The organism is Ferrimonas pelagia (assembly GCF_039543565.1).
Classification (GTDB): domain Bacteria; phylum Pseudomonadota; class Gammaproteobacteria; order Enterobacterales; family Shewanellaceae; genus Ferrimonas; species Ferrimonas pelagia.
In genome coordinates, this window is sequence record NZ_BAABJZ010000100.1 from 74385 (window position 1) to 91565 (window position 17181).

16 protein-coding genes are annotated in these 17181 nt (G+C 57.7%); 5 read left to right on the plus strand and 11 right to left on the minus strand.

What is annotated here, in order from left to right:
* Positions 1-2: 2 nt before the first annotated feature.
* On the minus strand, positions 3-935 hold the full coding sequence (locus ABEA08_RS18100) for a hypothetical protein (protein WP_345336793.1): 933 nt from the start codon (positions 933-935) through the stop codon (positions 3-5).
* A 307-nt stretch (positions 936-1242) separates the two neighbouring features.
* Between ABEA08_RS18100 and ABEA08_RS18105 the strand changes: the two genes are divergently transcribed.
* Positions 1243-2505: a DUF4056 domain-containing protein gene (locus tag ABEA08_RS18105; RefSeq protein ID WP_345336794.1), complete on the plus strand. Its 1263-nt coding sequence runs from the start codon at positions 1243-1245 to the stop codon at positions 2503-2505.
* On the opposite strand, the gene ABEA08_RS18110 is transcribed toward ABEA08_RS18105, so the two are convergent.
* A complete protein-coding gene (locus tag ABEA08_RS18110; RefSeq protein ID WP_345336795.1) occupies positions 2472-2759 on the minus strand; it encodes a hypothetical protein in 288 nt (95 codons plus the stop codon). The two genes, ABEA08_RS18105 and ABEA08_RS18110, sit on opposite strands and share 34 nt — an antisense overlap.
* 291 nt (positions 2760-3050) lie before the next feature.
* On the opposite strand from ABEA08_RS18110, the gene ABEA08_RS18115 reads away from it, so the two are divergent.
* Positions 3051-3980: an adenosylmethionine decarboxylase gene (locus ABEA08_RS18115; protein ID WP_345336796.1), complete on the plus strand. Its 930-nt coding sequence runs from the start codon at positions 3051-3053 to the stop codon at positions 3978-3980.
* Here ABEA08_RS18115 and ABEA08_RS18120 read toward each other — a convergent pair whose 3' ends face one another.
* The 4 genes from ABEA08_RS18120 to ABEA08_RS18135 all read right to left on the minus strand — a co-directional run bounded on the left by ABEA08_RS18120 (position 3981) and on the right by ABEA08_RS18135 (position 8849).
* A complete protein-coding gene (locus tag ABEA08_RS18120) occupies positions 3981-5513 on the minus strand; it encodes a GGDEF domain-containing protein (RefSeq protein WP_345336797.1) in 1533 nt (510 codons plus the stop codon).
* Positions 5514-5696: 183 nt separating this feature from the next.
* A complete protein-coding gene (locus tag ABEA08_RS18125) occupies positions 5697-7598 on the minus strand; it encodes a TonB-dependent receptor domain-containing protein (protein WP_345336798.1) in 1902 nt (633 codons plus the stop codon).
* Between the two features lie 195 nt (positions 7599-7793).
* Positions 7794-8333, minus strand: coding sequence for an ATP--cob(I)alamin adenosyltransferase (locus ABEA08_RS18130; RefSeq protein ID WP_345336799.1), 540 nt, complete (start codon positions 8331-8333; stop codon positions 7794-7796).
* 9 nt (positions 8334-8342) lie between these two features.
* The gene (locus tag ABEA08_RS18135; protein WP_345336800.1) at positions 8343-8849 is read right to left on the minus strand and encodes a DUF6580 family putative transport protein; all 507 of its coding nucleotides are present in this window, start codon (positions 8847-8849) and stop codon (positions 8343-8345) included.
* Positions 8850-9028: 179 nt separating this feature from the next.
* Here ABEA08_RS18135 and ABEA08_RS18140 point away from each other — a divergent pair, with 179 nt between their 5' ends.
* Both ABEA08_RS18140 and ABEA08_RS18145 read left to right on the plus strand, forming a co-directional pair.
* Positions 9029-9370 carry a 5-carboxymethyl-2-hydroxymuconate Delta-isomerase gene (locus ABEA08_RS18140; RefSeq protein ID WP_345336801.1) on the plus strand — a complete coding sequence of 114 codons (342 nt, stop codon included), beginning with the start codon at positions 9029-9031 and terminating at the stop codon, positions 9368-9370.
* A gap of 108 nt (positions 9371-9478) precedes the next feature.
* Complete coding sequence (locus ABEA08_RS18145) at positions 9479-10108, plus strand: YceH family protein (RefSeq protein WP_345336802.1); 630 nt, start codon at positions 9479-9481, stop codon at positions 10106-10108.
* 55 nt (positions 10109-10163) lie between these two features.
* Here ABEA08_RS18145 and ABEA08_RS18150 read toward each other — a convergent pair whose 3' ends face one another.
* The 4 genes from ABEA08_RS18150 to cobO all read right to left on the minus strand — a co-directional run bounded on the left by ABEA08_RS18150 (position 10164) and on the right by cobO (position 13388).
* Positions 10164-11525: an MATE family efflux transporter gene (locus ABEA08_RS18150; RefSeq protein WP_345336803.1), complete on the minus strand. Its 1362-nt coding sequence runs from the start codon at positions 11523-11525 to the stop codon at positions 10164-10166.
* Between the two features lie 76 nt (positions 11526-11601).
* Positions 11602-12024 carry a MarR family winged helix-turn-helix transcriptional regulator gene (locus ABEA08_RS18155; RefSeq protein WP_345336804.1) on the minus strand — a complete coding sequence of 141 codons (423 nt, stop codon included), beginning with the start codon at positions 12022-12024 and terminating at the stop codon, positions 11602-11604.
* A 271-nt stretch (positions 12025-12295) separates the two neighbouring features.
* Positions 12296-12682 carry a MarR family winged helix-turn-helix transcriptional regulator gene (locus ABEA08_RS18160; protein WP_345336805.1) on the minus strand — a complete coding sequence of 129 codons (387 nt, stop codon included), beginning with the start codon at positions 12680-12682 and terminating at the stop codon, positions 12296-12298.
* A 106-nt stretch (positions 12683-12788) separates the two neighbouring features.
* On the minus strand, positions 12789-13388 hold the full coding sequence (cobO, locus tag ABEA08_RS18165; RefSeq protein ID WP_345336806.1) for a cob(I)yrinic acid a,c-diamide adenosyltransferase: 600 nt from the start codon (positions 13386-13388) through the stop codon (positions 12789-12791).
* A 129-nt stretch (positions 13389-13517) separates the two neighbouring features.
* Here cobO and ABEA08_RS18170 point away from each other — a divergent pair, with 129 nt between their 5' ends.
* A complete protein-coding gene (locus ABEA08_RS18170) occupies positions 13518-14312 on the plus strand; it encodes an ABC transporter permease (protein ID WP_345336807.1) in 795 nt (264 codons plus the stop codon).
* Positions 14313-14517: 205 nt separating this feature from the next.
* On the opposite strand, the gene ABEA08_RS18175 is transcribed toward ABEA08_RS18170, so the two are convergent.
* Positions 14518-17160 carry a glycoside hydrolase family 3 C-terminal domain-containing protein gene (locus tag ABEA08_RS18175; RefSeq protein ID WP_345336808.1) on the minus strand — a complete coding sequence of 881 codons (2643 nt, stop codon included), beginning with the start codon at positions 17158-17160 and terminating at the stop codon, positions 14518-14520.
* Between the last annotated feature and the right edge of the window lie 21 nt (positions 17161-17181).

Sequence of the window (17181 nt, forward strand, 5' to 3'; positions counted from 1 at the left end):
CCTTAGAAACGGCGACCGAGCGAGATAAAGGTAGTGCGACGCGCACCGAATCCGGACTCAAACAGCACCTCCCAGTCACGGCTCAGGGCATACTGCGCTCCGATTACCGTATTCCAGCGTGAAGTGCCGCTCTGCTCAACCTCGAACTTACCATCCGGCGCCAGGCTATTGATCAGATCATTGATCGCCGAAGGCAATCCCAGATCCACCAGATTGCCGGACAGGCTTTGATCCACCTTCTGGTACATTGCGCCCGCAAACAAACGCAACTCCTTGCCGCCTTCAAACTCCCAGCGGTAACCCACCCGCGGCGCAGAAACAAAGGTCTCGATCTCACCATCGATGATGGACAGATCCGTATAGGTGTAGTTGGTGTCCACCAAGGCAAACCAGTTACCGACGCCGCCGGCTAAAGTGAAGCCAGCCCCATAGGTTCCCCCTTTCAGCTCCAGCGCAAATGGGGCGCCAATGGCAGCGTCTGCTCCTGCATTCAAGCCCAAACAAATGCCCTGGTTAACGGCATCTTGGAACGGATTACCAGTGCTGGCGACATTGTTTACGTCGCAGGAAAGGTCGCGGATCGTGGCAGTACTGTCGCCCGTGGTGTAGCCCAGGATCCCATAGACATTGAGAAACGGAAACAGCCATAGATCGCCGCGCAGGGTGATATTGTCCCCTTCAAAATCCGCATCGGGCGCATCGATCTCCAGCGCCTCTAATACCGGATGCCCAAACAAACCGATACTGTGCACCTGGATCGGATTGCTCATGTCCATATAGGACAGCGATAAACCGTAGGGTTTCGGTAGGGTATAGCCCCGCGCGCGCGCCTCATCGCCCCAGATAGGGAACATCGACTCCTGGGCAACGGATGGCATGACCGCCAAGCTGCAAAGCAGCGCAGAGCCGGTGAATGTGTTTCGCAACAGATGCATACCTACTACCCTTAGCCTGATTTAAGCAATAAAAAAGTCCCACTTCAAAAGTAGGACTAAAAACGCGATGAGGTCGAATTAACACTACCGATTATCGATCAGACTAGCTGCACCTAAGCTGAATCAAGCGTCGATCCGGCTAACTGCACCTAAGCTGAATCAAGCGTCGATCGCGCTTGGCTAAATACGCCGGTGGATTACACTCTTTGCTCACCGCCCACCAAACTGCGTGACACCGCGTGACCGAGCCCGGCTCTGCGAGAGCCATGACCAACTGTATCTAACTTTGCACAGGAAACCGGCCAGTATGAAGCGACAACCCCTTCTTATCACCGCCCTGCTGCTGAGCCTTATGGGGTGCAGCGGCACTCAGTGGCAAGGCCACCCCAAACCCTCCAGTGACACCATCGCTCTCGCCCTAGGGGCCGACGACAGTCAGATCGATCTGTGGGATCTGCCCGTCGATACCCTGCCCAGTTTTCCTGTGCCGCAGAATGTCCGCCCCTGCTGCGCCTTTGGCAATCTGCAAAAGGTGCGGCTCGGCAAAATGCCGATCCCGCTGTTCCGCTTAGGCAATACCGTCGATGCCGACAAGTTGGGCCCGCACAAGTTTGATGGGGGGACCTTCAATTACACCAGCTCAGGCGCCAGCACCAGCGGTCGGGGAGGCAGTGAAAACAACGGCATGATCTACACCCAGCGGGGCGGCTTTATCGATCTGGCCCATGTCCGCGACACCGCCGACGATACCGTCGCTCTGTTTTTCGAGATCGTCCGCCATCTGGGCAATGAGCACACCATCGAGCTGATCGACGAGATCGGCCACCGCTATATCCAGCTGCATGCCTTCGAGACCGACAGCCTCCATCCACAGGAGCGCTGGCACCTCGCGGCCGAATTGGCCGCTCGGTTGGCCTACTTTAAGGCCGAGTCCCATGAGATCGCCCAGTGGCACGGCTATGCCAGCTTTGCCGGCTGGCCGGAAACCGTCTCGGCCTACTCGCCCGAAGATCTCTACTCCAACATGCTCGGCGCAAAGTTAACCCGTGCCCTGTTGAGCGCCAACCTGGTGCTCAACAGCGAGCTCTACAATCAAAGCCTGACCGTCTGGCTGGAGGAAACGCTGCACTGGCTCGGCGCCGTCGATAAGAAGAATACCAATGCGCTGTTTGATGCCATCGACGGACACTGGTGGGACTCAAGCCGGCCCATCCCCGACAAGTTTATGGTGATCAAGCGTCACTATCAGCTTGGCGATCAGCAAGTTCCCTATCTGGTGCCCGAGGCGCTCGCCCGCGCCAGCGGCCAGTGGTCACGCCTAGAGTCGCTGTTCCCAGCAGAGAACGCGCCCCACCCATTGGCGTTGCGCCAACAGATGTATGGCTTTGAATTGGATGAACTGGCCACGTTAGAGATGCGAGTGGCGGACAAGTATCGAGACAGCTTTGGTACCTTTCCGGTCGAGCTGTGGAAGCAGGGCTTTAGCCACCGCGAGTTTCATCAGATAGCCCTCTGGGCGGAGAAAGAAGACGCCCGTCAGTTGGCCACATTGGAGAGCAAAGGCCGCTGAGCATCGGCGTCGAACTGCAAGGTCACGTGCAGCTGACGCGCGATCGGGTCGTCCTCTATCACCAAAGGCCCCTCTCGATATGGCGCCAGCGCCGCAAACAAACGCTTAAGCTGCTCAGCGCTGGGCGAGTTGCCCTGATAATGCCAGCTCAGCTGACATGTATTGTCCTGACAGCTTTGCTGACTCTGCACGAGCTGTGGCCAATCCAGATTGGCCAAGGCCGTAACCTCGTCGGCTTCCGCCGAAAAACTCATTACCATCCATGGGAGTAGAAACATCTGACGCGTCGACATGCATTACCCCTATTACCCTCGAGCAGATAAGTGTAGTTAAAGCCAACTGGCTCAGTGCCTACAATTGTGTATAATCGCCGCCGCTGCACTGCAGCACACCTTGGTTATCCTCTTTATTTCAAGGGGTACCAAGGGAGGGCGGTTGCGTGGGTATTAGCCAATACGCAACCAAACTCGTTGGGGGGGCGGTAAGCAAAACAACAGACTCTTACCAAACCGACTACGCTGACCTTCAACGGGAGAAAGGCAAAGATGATGTTTTTCGAAGGCTCTGAGAAAAAAGTCGAGGCGGTACTCAAACCCGGCCAGGCTTCTCTACGACAATTAGGCCGTCCTTTCTGGGCGAAGATGGTGGCACAAGCCAATGCCGAGATCCTGTCATCGATCCACAACGATGACTGTGATGCCTACCTTCTATCTGAATCCAGCTTGTTTGTCTGGGACGATCGTTTCCTGATGCTGACCTGCGGCACCACCACATTGGTGCACGCGGTGACCGAATTCTTGCAACACGTAAGTCAAGACGCTCTGGCCATGCTGACCTACCAGCGCAAGAACGAATACCAAGCCCAACTGCAAAAGAGCAGCTTTGCGGACGATCTGGCCTCATTGGCCCCACACCTGTCGGGCAATGCCTGGCGCCTGGGACACCTAGATGGTCATCATAACTATATCTTCCACCTTGATCGCCCATACTGCCCTGAGCCAAACGACGCGACCGGCGAGCTGCTGATGTATCACATCAAAGGGGAAGACGCCGACTACCTGCGCAGCGAAGGACAAAACATCGAGCAGATCCGCCAGATGATGGCCTGGCAACAACTGCTGCCTCAATTCCAGTTTGATGACTTCCTGTTCCAGCCCTTTGGCTACTCCATGAACGGGATCTGCGGCGATCGCTACGTCACCATGCACATCACCCCGCAGGAAGACAGCTCCTACGTCAGCTTCGAGTCCAACCTGCCCAGCGAACAGCTGACGCCCGTGCTTAACCACCTGCTCAAGGTGCTCCAGCCACAAAGCTATGATCTGATCAGCTTCAATATGGCCTGCGCTCTGAGCCACGCCACTGGCGTTCAGGCGATCGATCACGCCGAACAGGCGTTGCCGATCGGCTACCAGATGGCGTTCCAACACTTCCTGCTGCCCAGCAGTCAGGTGCGCAGCGCAGATCCGCTCTAACTAGATCACCGGATCGTGGCGGCCTTCGGGCTGCCACAATTGCCAGTGATCGCTCGGCGTTTGTTTGGTCTGGTACAACATCCCCTCAGCACGCTCCATCACATCCGTCAGTTGCAACTCCAACGCATCCGGTGCGGTTCCAGGTGGCACCAAAGCCGCCCCCATATTGACCCGCAGTCCCTGCTCCTTGCCGTCCAATAGCGGGATCGCGGCCAGCTTATCCTGGATATGGCGCAACAGACGCTCCAATTGCTGCTGATCCACCTCTGTGATCACCAAGGCAAACTCATCGCTGCCATAACGCGCCGCTAACTCACCACCTCGCCGGCTCACCGCACGCAACATACGCGACAGTTTGATCAGCAATTGATCCCCCTGCCCATAACCATAGGTTTCGTTAAATCGATGAAACTGTTCAATATCCAACACCAACAGGGCCATGCCCCGTCGATAGCGGCACAATCGTCGCCACTCCTGCTCCATAAACGACTCCAGAGCACGGCGATTGGCCAGCCCCGTGAGCGGATCGGTTCGCACTAAGTTAGCCATCCTATCCCGCTGCAGCGTCAACATCCGCATCAAACCATTAAACACCTTCGCCAACTGATGGAACTCGACCAGGTGAGCCCGACTGTTGACCGAGCGGAACTGTTGATGTCGCTCCATCGCCCGGATGGTCGCCACCCCCCGCGTCATCGGCACCACCAAGACCTTCCATAACAGCAAGTAGATCAAGCCACCCAACACACCAATAACCAGCAATGCCAACCACTCATATTGGCCAATGGCGCCGGGAGGCTTAGCCAGATGGGACAAAGTGAGCACCGCAGCTGGCTGATCCAGTGCATCCATGAGCAACAACGCACGCTGCTGCCTTGGATGTTGCAGCTGCTCAGGCTCAGACAAGCGCGGCAGATCGCCGTCGGCCAAGGTCGCTAATCTCAGCGAGATATCCAGTCCGCTGCCTTGACTCAAAAACGCCTGTAGACTGGTTTCCAGCCGCTTGGCTAACAGCAGATAACCAAACCCACAATCGTCCCCCTGCTGCCGGCACACGGTCACCGCGCTGTAGAGGAACAACGCATCCCCTTGGCGCAAGACCCCGTGCTTACCACGGATCTGCTGCGGGTGCAGCAGCGGCATCAGACGTGCCCGTCGATAGGCCTCTTGGCTCTCGAGCAGGCTATCCACCACCTCACTACGCTGTTGGACAGAGACCAGCTCCAATGCACTGTTAAACAAGTAAACCCCATCCACCAGCGGCAGTTCGGTCAGCAGCAACGGCGGCGCCTGACCACGACTCAGTGCGTCACTAAGCTGGTCGGACAAGGCCAACTCCTGGGTCAGTCGACTCATCTGCGCCAGCCGGCTCTCCAGCTGAAACAGCACCTGCTTAACCTCATGCCGCTGCGCCGCCAACACTTGCCGCTCCACATAAGGCACCACCAGCAAACTGCGGATCATGCCGTAGCTCAGCAGTAACAGGGCGATGATCAACGCCGATACCATCATCGAAAGCTGTTTCAGTGTCATCGGTGACACTCCCAATACCACGGCGCCATGCCATCTCCCCTGCCCTTCGATCGCCCCTCATCAGTGTGGCACGCGATGATAAAATTGCCGCAACCACGGCAGAGGCAGAGCTGGTTTGCCATGCGTGCAGCAACAAAAACGGCGCCCGAAGGCGCCGCGATACGTGTTTTGCTTGTTGACCAGTTAGAAGCGGTATTCCACCGCAGCAAAGCCGGTACGACCCTGGCCTGGGTAGCTGCCGCCGGAGAAGGTATCGGCGATGGTGAGGTAATCCTCGTCCAGCGCGTTCTCCAATCTGGCCCGCAAAATCAACGACTCGGTCACACTATAACTCGCCGCCAAATTAACCAGGAAATAGCTGTCCAGCTCAACCGTGTTGGCAGCGTCACCGTAACGGCTGCCGCGATACACCAGATTAGCGGTCAGGTTCAAGCTATCGATGTCGGCACTCAGGTTCCATTTGGCATTGTGACGCGCGCTGGCGGTCAACTGATTGCCGCTGATCTTGTCCTCACTGTCACGCCAGCCATAGCTTAGCTGATGGGCAACCCATCCTGTCTCAAACTGCGCTTCCAGCTCGATGCCATCGATCAAGGCCTCACCGATATTTTCCATCCGGTAGGTGCTATTGTCCCACTGCAACAGATCGGTCGCATCCTGGCGGAACCAGCCTAGGCGCAACTCGGCACCCAACGCCTTCCCCTCCAGCGCGAGCTCATAGTTATCCGAGCTCTCCGGCTTCAACTCCGGGTTTTGTGAGCCGGGATAGTAGAGATCGAAGAAGGTCGGCGCCCGAAACGCCGTGCCGACACTGGCCACCAAACGCCACTGCGGTGCCAAGGCGAGCGCACCGCCCACCTGCCACGTATTGTGGCGACCAAACTGTTGGTTGTCGTCGCTGCGCAGTGAGGCTTCCAACTGATGCCCACCCTGCTCAAACCGGCTCAGGGCAAACACCCCGGTGTTGTCCCGGCTCAAGGTTTCTGGGGCAAACGGGCTCCCTTGCCCGGTCATCCAGTCTTCCTGAGTGGAGTCGCCACGGAGCTCCTCTCGGCGCCAATCGACACCGGCACCAAAACTGACGCTGTCATTAAACTGCAGTTGATTGAGCCAAGCCAGATTGTGTTGACGCAAATGGCTGTAGGCGGGCGCATCCTTATGACTCAAGGTATCCACGTAGTCGTAAGATCTGGTGTTGCTGGTTTGCGCCTGCACCTGGCTCAACCAGCGCTCGCTCTGGTATTGAGCTTGCAGCTGATAGTCGAAGCTTTCCTGCCAGTTCTCTTTACGCTCATGAGTATCTGCCGTGCCCCAATCCGGGTTCCCCACGGAGGAGTTGTCGTATTGGCTGGTGTTTTGATTCCAGCGCACACCGCCATAAACCGAAAACTGCTCGGTCAGGTTGCGATCGTACGCCAGTAACGCGCTTTTGCCGGCAAAACCGTGCTTATCGCCGTCGTTGACGCCGGGGACAGGATGGACGTTATAGCCATCCTGCTCTTCCCACGCGGCCACCGCTTTAAGCTGGCCACCGGCCACATCCAACACCGAACGGACGCTGGCTTCGACATGACCTAGGCTGCCCGCACCGGCTTTCACCACAGTGCCAGACTCACCGCCCCGGGTGATGATGTTGATCACCCCACTGATCGCTTCCGAGCCATACAGGGCAGCGCGGGCACCCCGAATAAATTCGATCCGCTCGATCTGGGCCAGTGGAATGGCATTGATGTCAACCGAGCCGATCACCGAGCGGGCCAAACGTACACCGTCGACCAACACCAGCGTCTGTGTGCTGGTGGCACCACGCACGCTGACACTGGCGTTCTGACCGCGACCACCATATTGGTTGATATCGACATTGGGCAGGGTGCGCAGCGCATCGGTCAGGCTTTGCGCCTGGATCTGATCCAGTGCCGTGCGATCCAAGATGGTGATGGGCGCAAGCACGGAGTCGGCGTTTTGAGCGAAACGGTCGCCGGTAACCACGATGGTCTCGACGGCTGGGTCATTGGAGGTATTTGCCCAGGCAGGGGCGAGCGCCAGTACCGAAGTACAGGCTAGGCAGATCTTGCTTAATTTCATTATTTTTCCTAGTTCGCGTAGGGAAAGTGACGGCAGCATCTTCATGCCACCGAGGGTGTTATCGAGATCGGACTGATGGCCTAAGGCCAAATACCGTTGCGCGCCAGTTCCGGAATTGCACCGGATTCATCGATAATACCTGGAGTACTTTCCATGTATGGCCAGATGGCCAGTCAACCCCGAAGGGCAAAAACGTCAGTAACTCTTACTGACAAAGGGCACCTCTTCCAACCCCAAGTGCGCTTTGACCCGCACCGTCAGACAGAAGAAATAGTTAGTTAACAGGTTGGCCAGTCGCAGCAAGATGGGATCGATCTCGAGTCCCGCCTGCTCACAACGCACCAACTGTCGAATGCTCTTCTTGGCACCGCTGCGACACAGGTGCAATGCCATCACCGCCGGCGTACCGGTCGGCAACACGAATCCAGCCACCTCACCATACGCATTATGGTGATCGTAGCGCTGCTTCATCCAGTCCAGATCGGGTTCAAACACCGCCAGCCGGCCGCGCACTGAACCGTTGAGATGAAACACCAACTCCTGCGTGCGCTGCAGTTCGCCCTTGAGCTCTACCAGCAGGGGATCTCCCGCCAGCTCCCGCTCCAGATGCGCCACCGCATTGCCCACCAGCGAGCACAACTCGTCGGTCTGGATCTCAAAATCACAGCTAGGGCCGGTTTCAAAGATAAAGGGATAACACCACTCCCGTTTATCCTTACTGACTCTGCGTGGCATCGCGTGACCTTAACGTTGCAGCTGCGGGAAGTGGCGCGTTGCTAGGGCAAAGCCACCAAACAGCACGGCACTGAACAGCCAGGTACCGGCCAGATCGTTCTGCATGAACGGCAGACCCATGATCCAGCATTGCACCAAGCCTTCCCAGGTGTGTGGGTAGAAGTTGGTCACGGCCCACATGCCAGTATTGGTGACAAAGAAGAACTGGACGCTGCTGGCCAAGCCCGCCAGGGCGATGGTGCCCACCGAGCGCTTGCTGCGCAGTAACATACCGATCCCGGCGGTGATCGCCGTGGACAGATAAACAAACAACATGGTCTGGTGGAAGCCGATAAACAGATCACCCAACAGCATGGCGATCAGTGGCACAACCAACGCCAAACGCTTGCTGTCGAACATGGCGCCAGCAAACAGTCCCATTGCCGCCACCGGGGTGAAGTTAAATGGATGCGGTAAAATGCGATAAAGTGCACACAGCGCGATCATCACCGTGACAGCGATCAGCTTATTTTTCATGAGGTTCTCCGATATACACCCGGGTTAGGATACACTCCGAGCCGGACAAGCATACTGCGTCATGGCAGCAACTTCCAGTTTGGACGGCTAGAAATCTTAACGTCCAATAACGCTGGTATCATGGCCTGCAGATCAAAAAAATAATACGCTCTTTGCGCAACGGAGCCGGAGAAACCAGCATGCCGCACCTTAATTTTGAATACGCCCAAGAGCTCGAGGTGTTCGTTGATGTCGCAGAGGTGCTGGAAGCCTTGCACCACGCCTCGGTCAATACCGGGCATTTCCACGCGGACGATATCAAGATCCGTGCCTATCCGACCCGACATTATCTGGTGGCAGGCTCGGCCCAGTTGTTTTGTCATCTGGAGGTCCGACTGCTGCCCGGCCGCAGCGGTACGCTCAAGGCGGAGATCAGCCAACAGCTGCTCGACTGTCTGGTCAAGCACCTGCCCCCCCTGGCCAGCATCTCAACCAATGTCGCCGACTTGGCCGATCCCGGCTATCGCAAGATCAGCCAATAGTCCCACTCCCTCCTTGGGCAAAGGTTAGCCAAACGCTTCGACTGGGACTTGCCGGGACGCAGGCGGCGGTAAATACTGCATCCATCCCCCGCTTGAAGGAGTTGCATAATGGAACTAGAGCTCAACCTACACGAAGCCCGCGTGATCGGTTGCCTGTTGGAGAAAGAAACCACCACACCGGATCTGTACCCACTGACCTTAAACGCTTTAAAAGGCGCTTGTAACCAAAAGAGTAACCGCGATCCCGTCCTCTCTCTGTCGGAAGGCGAGGTGCAGCACACCCTCAATCAGTTGCGCGACAAACGTCTCCTCAGCGAAGAGGGCGGTAGCCGCACCAGCAAATATAAGCATCGCTTCTGCAACACCCCCTTTGGTGGTTTGCAATTGACCGAGCAGGAGCGTGGCATCGTCTGTGTTCTGTTGCTGCGGGGGCCACAAACCCCAGGCGAGCTGCGCTCGCGTACCAACCGCCTATGCCAGTTTCGCGACGTCAGTGAAACCGAAGCCGTCCTCAAGCAGATGGCGGAAAAGGGCTTTGTGGTACAACTGCCGCGGGAAGCCGGCAAGCGGGAAAGCCGATATGCCCACCTGTTCAGTGGCGAAGTTGAGATGGTCACCACCGCCGATGTGGTAGCAGACGACAAATTAAAGCTGCTGGAGCTCGAGCAGGAAAACCGAGTACTCAAAGCCGAGGTGGCCCGTTTGCAACAACAACTGGCCAGCCTACAAAACGGCTAAGCCGCGCCAAGCCCCAAAGTCATGACGTGGCCCCACTGGGAGCCACGTCGGCTGGTTAGGTCGAGGGAATTACCTGCCGCGCTGCCAATTTTTTCCACTCACGCCACAGCATCCAAGCCACCACCAGAGACAGCGCCATATTGGACAGGGGCACCGACAGCCAGATCCCGCTGATCCCCATCAATTTCGGCAGCACCCACAAAAACGGCAGTTGGATCAGCATATTGGCCATAGTGACAAACGTCGCCTTGCGGCCCATCCCCAGACTCTGGAACACCACCCCGACGGAAAAGATCAAGCCATCGAGACACAGCAGGGCCAGATGCAGTCGCATCCCCAGTTTCGTCGCTTCAAACAAAGCCGGATCTTCGCTGTTGTAGATCAGGATGATCGGCTCAATAAACAGGTTAATCACCGCCATAGCCAACACCCCTGAGCCCATAGCAACCCACAGCATCAGTTTGACAAAGCGCTTCATCCGCGCGATCTCACCTGCGCCGTAATGGTAGCTGATCAACGGCTGTGTCCCCGCCGCCACCCCTTCGGCAAACAGGTAATACAACATCGCGGTGTAGCCAACGATGGCAAATGCCCCCACAAAGACCGCATCGCCATATTGCATAAACAGGTAGTTATGGACAGCAATAATGAAGCTGAAATAGGCGTACATCAGCAGACTGGACAGGCCGATCCCGCAGGTGCGCAGACTCAGCGACCATTGCGGGCGCAGATCCCGCCAGAGCAGTCGCGTCTGCACCTTGGTCGAGAAGAAATAGGCGATCCCCAGAGCCATCACCAGGCTCTGCGCCAGCGCCGTGGCCACCGCCGCGCCCACCAGGGCCCAGCCAAGATACGCCACAAACAGCGCATCGAGGGCGACATTCAATAGCGCTCCCAGGGCGATCAGCCAAGTCGCTCGATTGGGCGCTTCATCGTTGCGCACCATAAACGGCAGTGCCAGGCTGCCCATCGCAATGGGCACCACATAGATAAACACCTGCAGATAGTCGCTGGCATGACGCAGGGCTTCACCGCTGGCGTCCTGCCACGCCAGCGCCTGCTCGCCACCCCAGATCAGCAAGATCCCCGCCGGGATCCCGACCACAAACAGCAGGCTGAGGCCGTTGCCCAGCGCCTGGCGTGCCAACCGCAGCTTGCCCTCGCCACGGGACAGGGACGCGATGGCCCCGCTGCCCACGCCGATCATCATGCCCAGGCCGTAGAAGGTTCCGATCATAGGCCAGGCCAGGTTGATCCCCGCCAGTCCGTCTGCACCGACGTAGCGACCAATGAAGATCCCATCGATCACCTGATACAACCCACTGACCAACATGGCTGCCACCGTGGGCAACACATAGCGCCAAAATTGACGGCTCACGCTACGATCACCGACCCTTTCGGTTTGCTCAACCGACATACACACCTCATTGGTTAGCAGGGCTAACTACATAATTAAAGCAAAGGGCACGACCCCGTGCCCTATAAGATCCAGCCTAGCGACTGCGATTGGCCTTGGCCACCATCCGAGTCAGCAACTGCGCCAAGTGCTGGCGATCCTGCGGCGACATTTCGTCGACCAACTCGGAGATAAGATCCCCGTAAATGGTCCGATCCTGAGCCAACAACGCCTTGGCCTGAACGCTGATGGAGAGCAAAAAGGCGCGACCGTCTTCCTGACACGGCTGGCGTTCCACCAACCCCTTGCGCTGCAGCCGTGCCACCATATTGCTGGCCGTTGGCTTGCTGACCAGCATACGTTTCGCCAGATCAGACAAACGCACCGAGCCCGCCTCCTCCAGCGTTTCCAAATAATCGTATTCGGTATAGCTCAATGAGGTACAAGCGGTTTCAGGCACTTCTCGCCAGCGGCGGCTGATATAGCGCTCTAGCGCCATCAGGGATTGATCGATCTTCATGCCAGCCATTTTATTAGAAAGGCTAACTAAAGAACAAGTACCAACGGGGCCGCTGCTTCATTGGGTATTTCAGGCGGAGGGTTTCGGCAAAAAATGGAGGGAGAGCCAATGGCTCTAGCACGACTTGCACCCTTGATGGGCGAGAAAAAAGATAGCGTAACAAAGCGCTTGGCGTCAGCGCCGAAACGCTGAGACAGGCCATCACAGAAGCCCCTACAGAGCGCCGTTTATGCTTCATCAACCCAGCGGCTGAGAGCTCTCGGATCGTTCGTTAGCCCAGCATCTTCTTCAGCAAACCGGTCAATTGCCGTTGTTCATTTGGGGCTAAGCGGCCGGACATTTCCCGTACGATCTGGCGATAGACTACCCGATCCTGACGGACTGCACGTGCTCCCGCCGGGGTAATGGATGCGACGCCATGCTGAATATCGATAAAACCATCACGGGTCAGCGCATCGAGCCAATCCACCACGGCCTCATTGGTCAGATCAAACTGCCGCCCCAGATCCTGCAAGCTTATCGCGCCCTGATGCTCTAACACCCTGACCAACTTATACTGAAGAATATTCAGAGGGTTGGTCTGACTGACGCCAGTCAGATGTGACCAGTATTCCCAGATGGCGTAATCCAGCTCGTACAGATAATTCTCTACATTCATGCCGGAAAGGATACGACTCCACTTCGCTCTTTGTCACACTGGCTCGGACAAAAAAAGCCCCAGCGCAAACTAACCCCATAAATGTGACCCAGCCCGCGCGCGTGAACTACCAATCAAATCCAGCCTGCGCTTTGATACCCGCCTCAAAGGCGTGCTTGACGGCGGCGATCTCCGACACGGTATCCGCCAACTCTGTGAGCTTACGGTGGCAGGCCCGCCCGGTCACGATAACGTGCTGATCTACGGGACGTTTGGCTATTGCCTCGACCACTTCATCGATCTCCAGATAATGAAAGCTGAGCATGTAGGTCAATTCATCCAACAACACCAGATCCACCGTGGGATCCGCCAGCGCCGGCTTGATCTGCGCCCACACTGCTTGTGCCGCCCGAGTGTCGGCCTCGCGATCTTGGGTATCCCAGGTAAAGCCGGTTTTCATGACATAAAAGGGCACGCCAAGCGACTCCAGCACATTGCGCTCGCCACACGCCCACTCCCCCTTAATAAACTGCGCCACTTGGCAGTTGAGTCCATGCCCCACCGCCCGCAATACCGTGCCAAATCCCGCCGTGGACTTGCCCTTGCCGTTGCCGGTAAGCACCATCACAATGCCCCGCTGCGCCGTCGCCGCCGATACCTTGGCATTCACCGCGGTCTTGAGTGTCTGCTGCCGAGCCTTATGTTTCTCTGCGTCTCGTTGGGCCATGCTCCGCCTCCCCATACCATTCGCCTCCTACAGTGCTATAAGTCTCGACCCGTTACCAGCCGGATAATCGCTTTGTTACTGAAGTATCAAAGGTATAATCACACCACTTGAGGAAATTTGAGCCGAGCAATGCAATCGATTATCGAGATAAGTGGATGGCAATTGGCCGCCTTTATGACGGTGATCTTGATCCCGCTGGCGATCAATGCCCACTTTCGCCTAGCGTTGGGCCGAGACATGCTGATCGCTGTCGCGCGCATGACGGTGCAATTGCTGCTGGTGGGCCTCTATCTGCAGTTTGTGTTTGAGCGAGACAGCGCCCTGCTCAACACCCTTTGGCTGATCGTGATGATCTTCGTCGGCGCCAGCTCCATCTTATCCAGCGCCAAGATCCCGCAGCGTCACCTCTATCCCGCAGTCTTGGGTGGCTTGCTGATCGGACTGTTGCCGATCCTAGCCCTCCTGCTGCTCGGCCTGCTGCGCCCGGTCCCACTATACAACGCCCAATACCTGATCCCACTGGCCGGTATGCTGCTGGGCAACAGCCTCAGCGGCAACATCATCGCCTTGCAGCGATTGTTTGGCGGACTCACAGACCGGTTTGAGCTCTATCAGGGCGCGCTCGCCCTCGGCGCCACCCCAAGCTACGCCGCCCGTCCCTTCGTACAACACGCGATGCAGCAAGCGCAGGCCCCCATACTCGCGACCATGACCGCCACCGGCTTGGTGACCCTGCCCGGCATGATGACCGGCCAGATCCTCAGCGGCAGCGATCCCATGATCGCCGTTAAATACCAGTTGGTGATCATGCTGGCGATCTTTGCCATGCTCAGCCTGTCAGTCACCGCATGTCTGCTACTCACCGTGCGCATGGTGCTGGCAGCCGATGGGCGGATCAGACTATCGCTGTCACAAACACCCTAACGCCGGGCCCGCTCTGCGTTGTCACTGGGCTCGATATCACCACCGATTTCCTCGTATACAATGCCAGGAGCGGATTCGGCTCAATAAGCAGCAAAGGGCGAACGCACTAAGCGCCGCCCTTAAGCTCGCTGGCAGAACCCATTGCGACGATCGCCTGTGTTCCCGCCAGATCACCGCCGCCGACTTACGCCGGTGGCCGAAAGCATCAATCGATCTCAAGGGTGTCGGTCAGCAGAATCTTATCCGAGGCATTGCCCACCCGGATCTCATAGCGATCCCCTAAGGCCCAGCCCTCCGCTTCCTCATCCCAATACGCAAGATCCTGAACATCGATGGCAAAGCGCAAGGTCTTGCTGGCTCCAGCAGCCAGACTGATGCGCTCGAACGCCTTGAGTCGCTGTTTGGGTCGCTCGCTGCGTTCAAAGCGGTCCGCCACATACACCTGCACTACCTCATCCCCATCGAGATCACCGCTGTTGCTGACGCGCACTGACAGCTCAATGGTGCCATCGGCACTGACAATCGATTTCCCAAGCTTCAGGTTATCGAAGTCGAACTGGGTGTAACTTAAACCGTGACCGAATGCCCATAGGGGTGTTTTGTCCAAATACATGTAGGTGCGGCCTTTACTGAGGTCATAATCCCCAAAGGGCGGCAGATCGTCCCAGCTACGCACATAGGTCAGCGGCAGCTTGCCGCCCGGGTTATTGTCGCCAAACAGGGTACGGGCGATGGCATTGCCCCCCTGCTCGCCAGGATACCAAGACTGCAGGATCGCCGGGGCGTTGTCCTTGAGCCAGGGGCTTTCAATGGAGGAGCCGGACTGCAGAACCACCACAGTATTGGGATTGGCCTTAAGCACGCCTTGCAGCATCTCGGTCTGCTCCGCCGGCAGCCCCTCAAAGCTACGGTCAATGGACTCGCGCTCATAGTGCACCGACAGACCCATCAGGGCGATCACTGCATCGGCCTGCTTGGCGGCCGCCACTTCGCTGCCCTCGTACTGGTCCGCATGTTGCGGCAACTGCCAACCGAACCGCAGGGTGTGCTCCCGGGTGTTGTCCCTGCGCATCGCCACCAGGCTGATCTCGTAGCTTTTCGTCGCATCCAGGTAGACCTCGGTGCGGCTGCTGCGCAGCTCGGTACGACTGCCGTGATCCCGCAGTACCGGGCCGCCATTCACCAGCAGCGAGACGTCGGCCCCCAGGTTATCGACGCCCAGGGTATAGGTGCCGCTTTGTGGCGGCACGATGGTGGTGCGGTAGGTCACCGAGTAGCGCAGCGAGTCCAGCACCGGATCCGGCGTATTGCGCCGCCAATGGAAATCAATATCGACAACCGTGCTTTCGGCTACCGGCTCGCCTATGGCAAAGCGGTTGTCATGGTAGCTTGCTTGCCAGATCCCTAACCCCTGCTCATCCAGCTGGATGATGTTGTCCATGGGGATGGAGGACAGGGTCTGCGTATTTTGGCTCCAGGGCACGTACAGCACCTCAACGTCCTCCCCCAAATAGTCACGGATCCCCTGCAAAGCGGTCACCGGCTCGGTGGCCGTGCCTGAATAGGTGCCGTAGTTGAGCACATCGGCATTGGGGCCGATCACCGCCACGCTCTTGAGCTTGCTCTTATCCAGCGGCAACAGCAGAGCCTCCTCCACCGGCTCGTTTTGCAGCAGCACCATCGACTTTTCCGCCAGTTCCAACGCCAGGGGTTTGAAGCTGGTCAGCGTCTCGAAGGGCAGATCCTTCCAGGGCGAGAGCGTCTCGGGATCGTAGATCCCCAGTTGCAGCGCCACCCGCATTACATTACGAAACGCCCGGTCCAGCTTGTCCTGTGCCACCTGTTCCTGCTCGATGGCGGTCATCAGTTCGCTACGAAACAGCCGGGTATTGTCGTAATCCAGGGTGTCGGCGTTCATTACCGCAGCGGTGGAGGCCACGTCATCCGGGTAGATCCCATGACCGCTAAAGCCCCGCTCTTGCCAGCCATGGGTCAGCATTCTTACCGAGCCATAGTCGCCGATCACAAAGCCATCAAAGCCCCATTCGCCGCGCAGCACATCGCGCACCAGCCACGTGTTGGTCACCGCCGGCTCGCCGTTAAGGGCGTTGTAGGCGGTCATGACGATCTTGGCGTTGCCCTCTTCCACGGCCTGCTTATAGGCCGGGAAGTAGTACTCACGCAGCTGTTTTTCAGAGATCACCGCATCGCCATGAAAGCGGTTGTGCTCCTCGTTGTTGGCGACGAAGTGTTTCGGCCCGGTGGCGGATTTCAGATAAGTGGGGTGCTCCCCCTGCAGGCCCTGGACATAGGCGGTGACGATCTCCCCCGCCAGCACAGGATCCTCACCGTAGGCCTCCTGGGTCCGCCCCCAGCGGGGATCCCGGGCCATATTGATGGTGGGCGAGTACATCAGCAGCGGACCACGATGGCCACTGCGTTGCATCGGCCCGTTGTGATACTGGGCACGGATCTCATCGGACACGGCATCGCCAGCCTGGCGGATCAGCCTCGGTTCCCAGGTCGCCGCCCAGGCGATGGAGGTAGGAAATACAGTCGTTGCATTGCTGCGCGGGGTGCTCAGGCCATGCTGGGCCACGCCTGGCTCCAAGCTTTTCAATCCTAACCGTGGCACCCCACGGCTGTTCATCGAGATCATCTGGCCCTTTTCCGCCGGACTCAGACGGGCGCTGATGTCGTCGAGGCGTTCCTCAATGGACAGAGAGTGGTCGTAAAACGGGATCGGATAACGTGCGATCGCCTCGCCACTCATGGCCGCCAAGGCCATCGGACTGAAGATGCACAGGGAGATCGCCTTGCCGATGTGGTTCCATCGTCGTGCAGTCATTGGACGCAGATATCCTCGAAG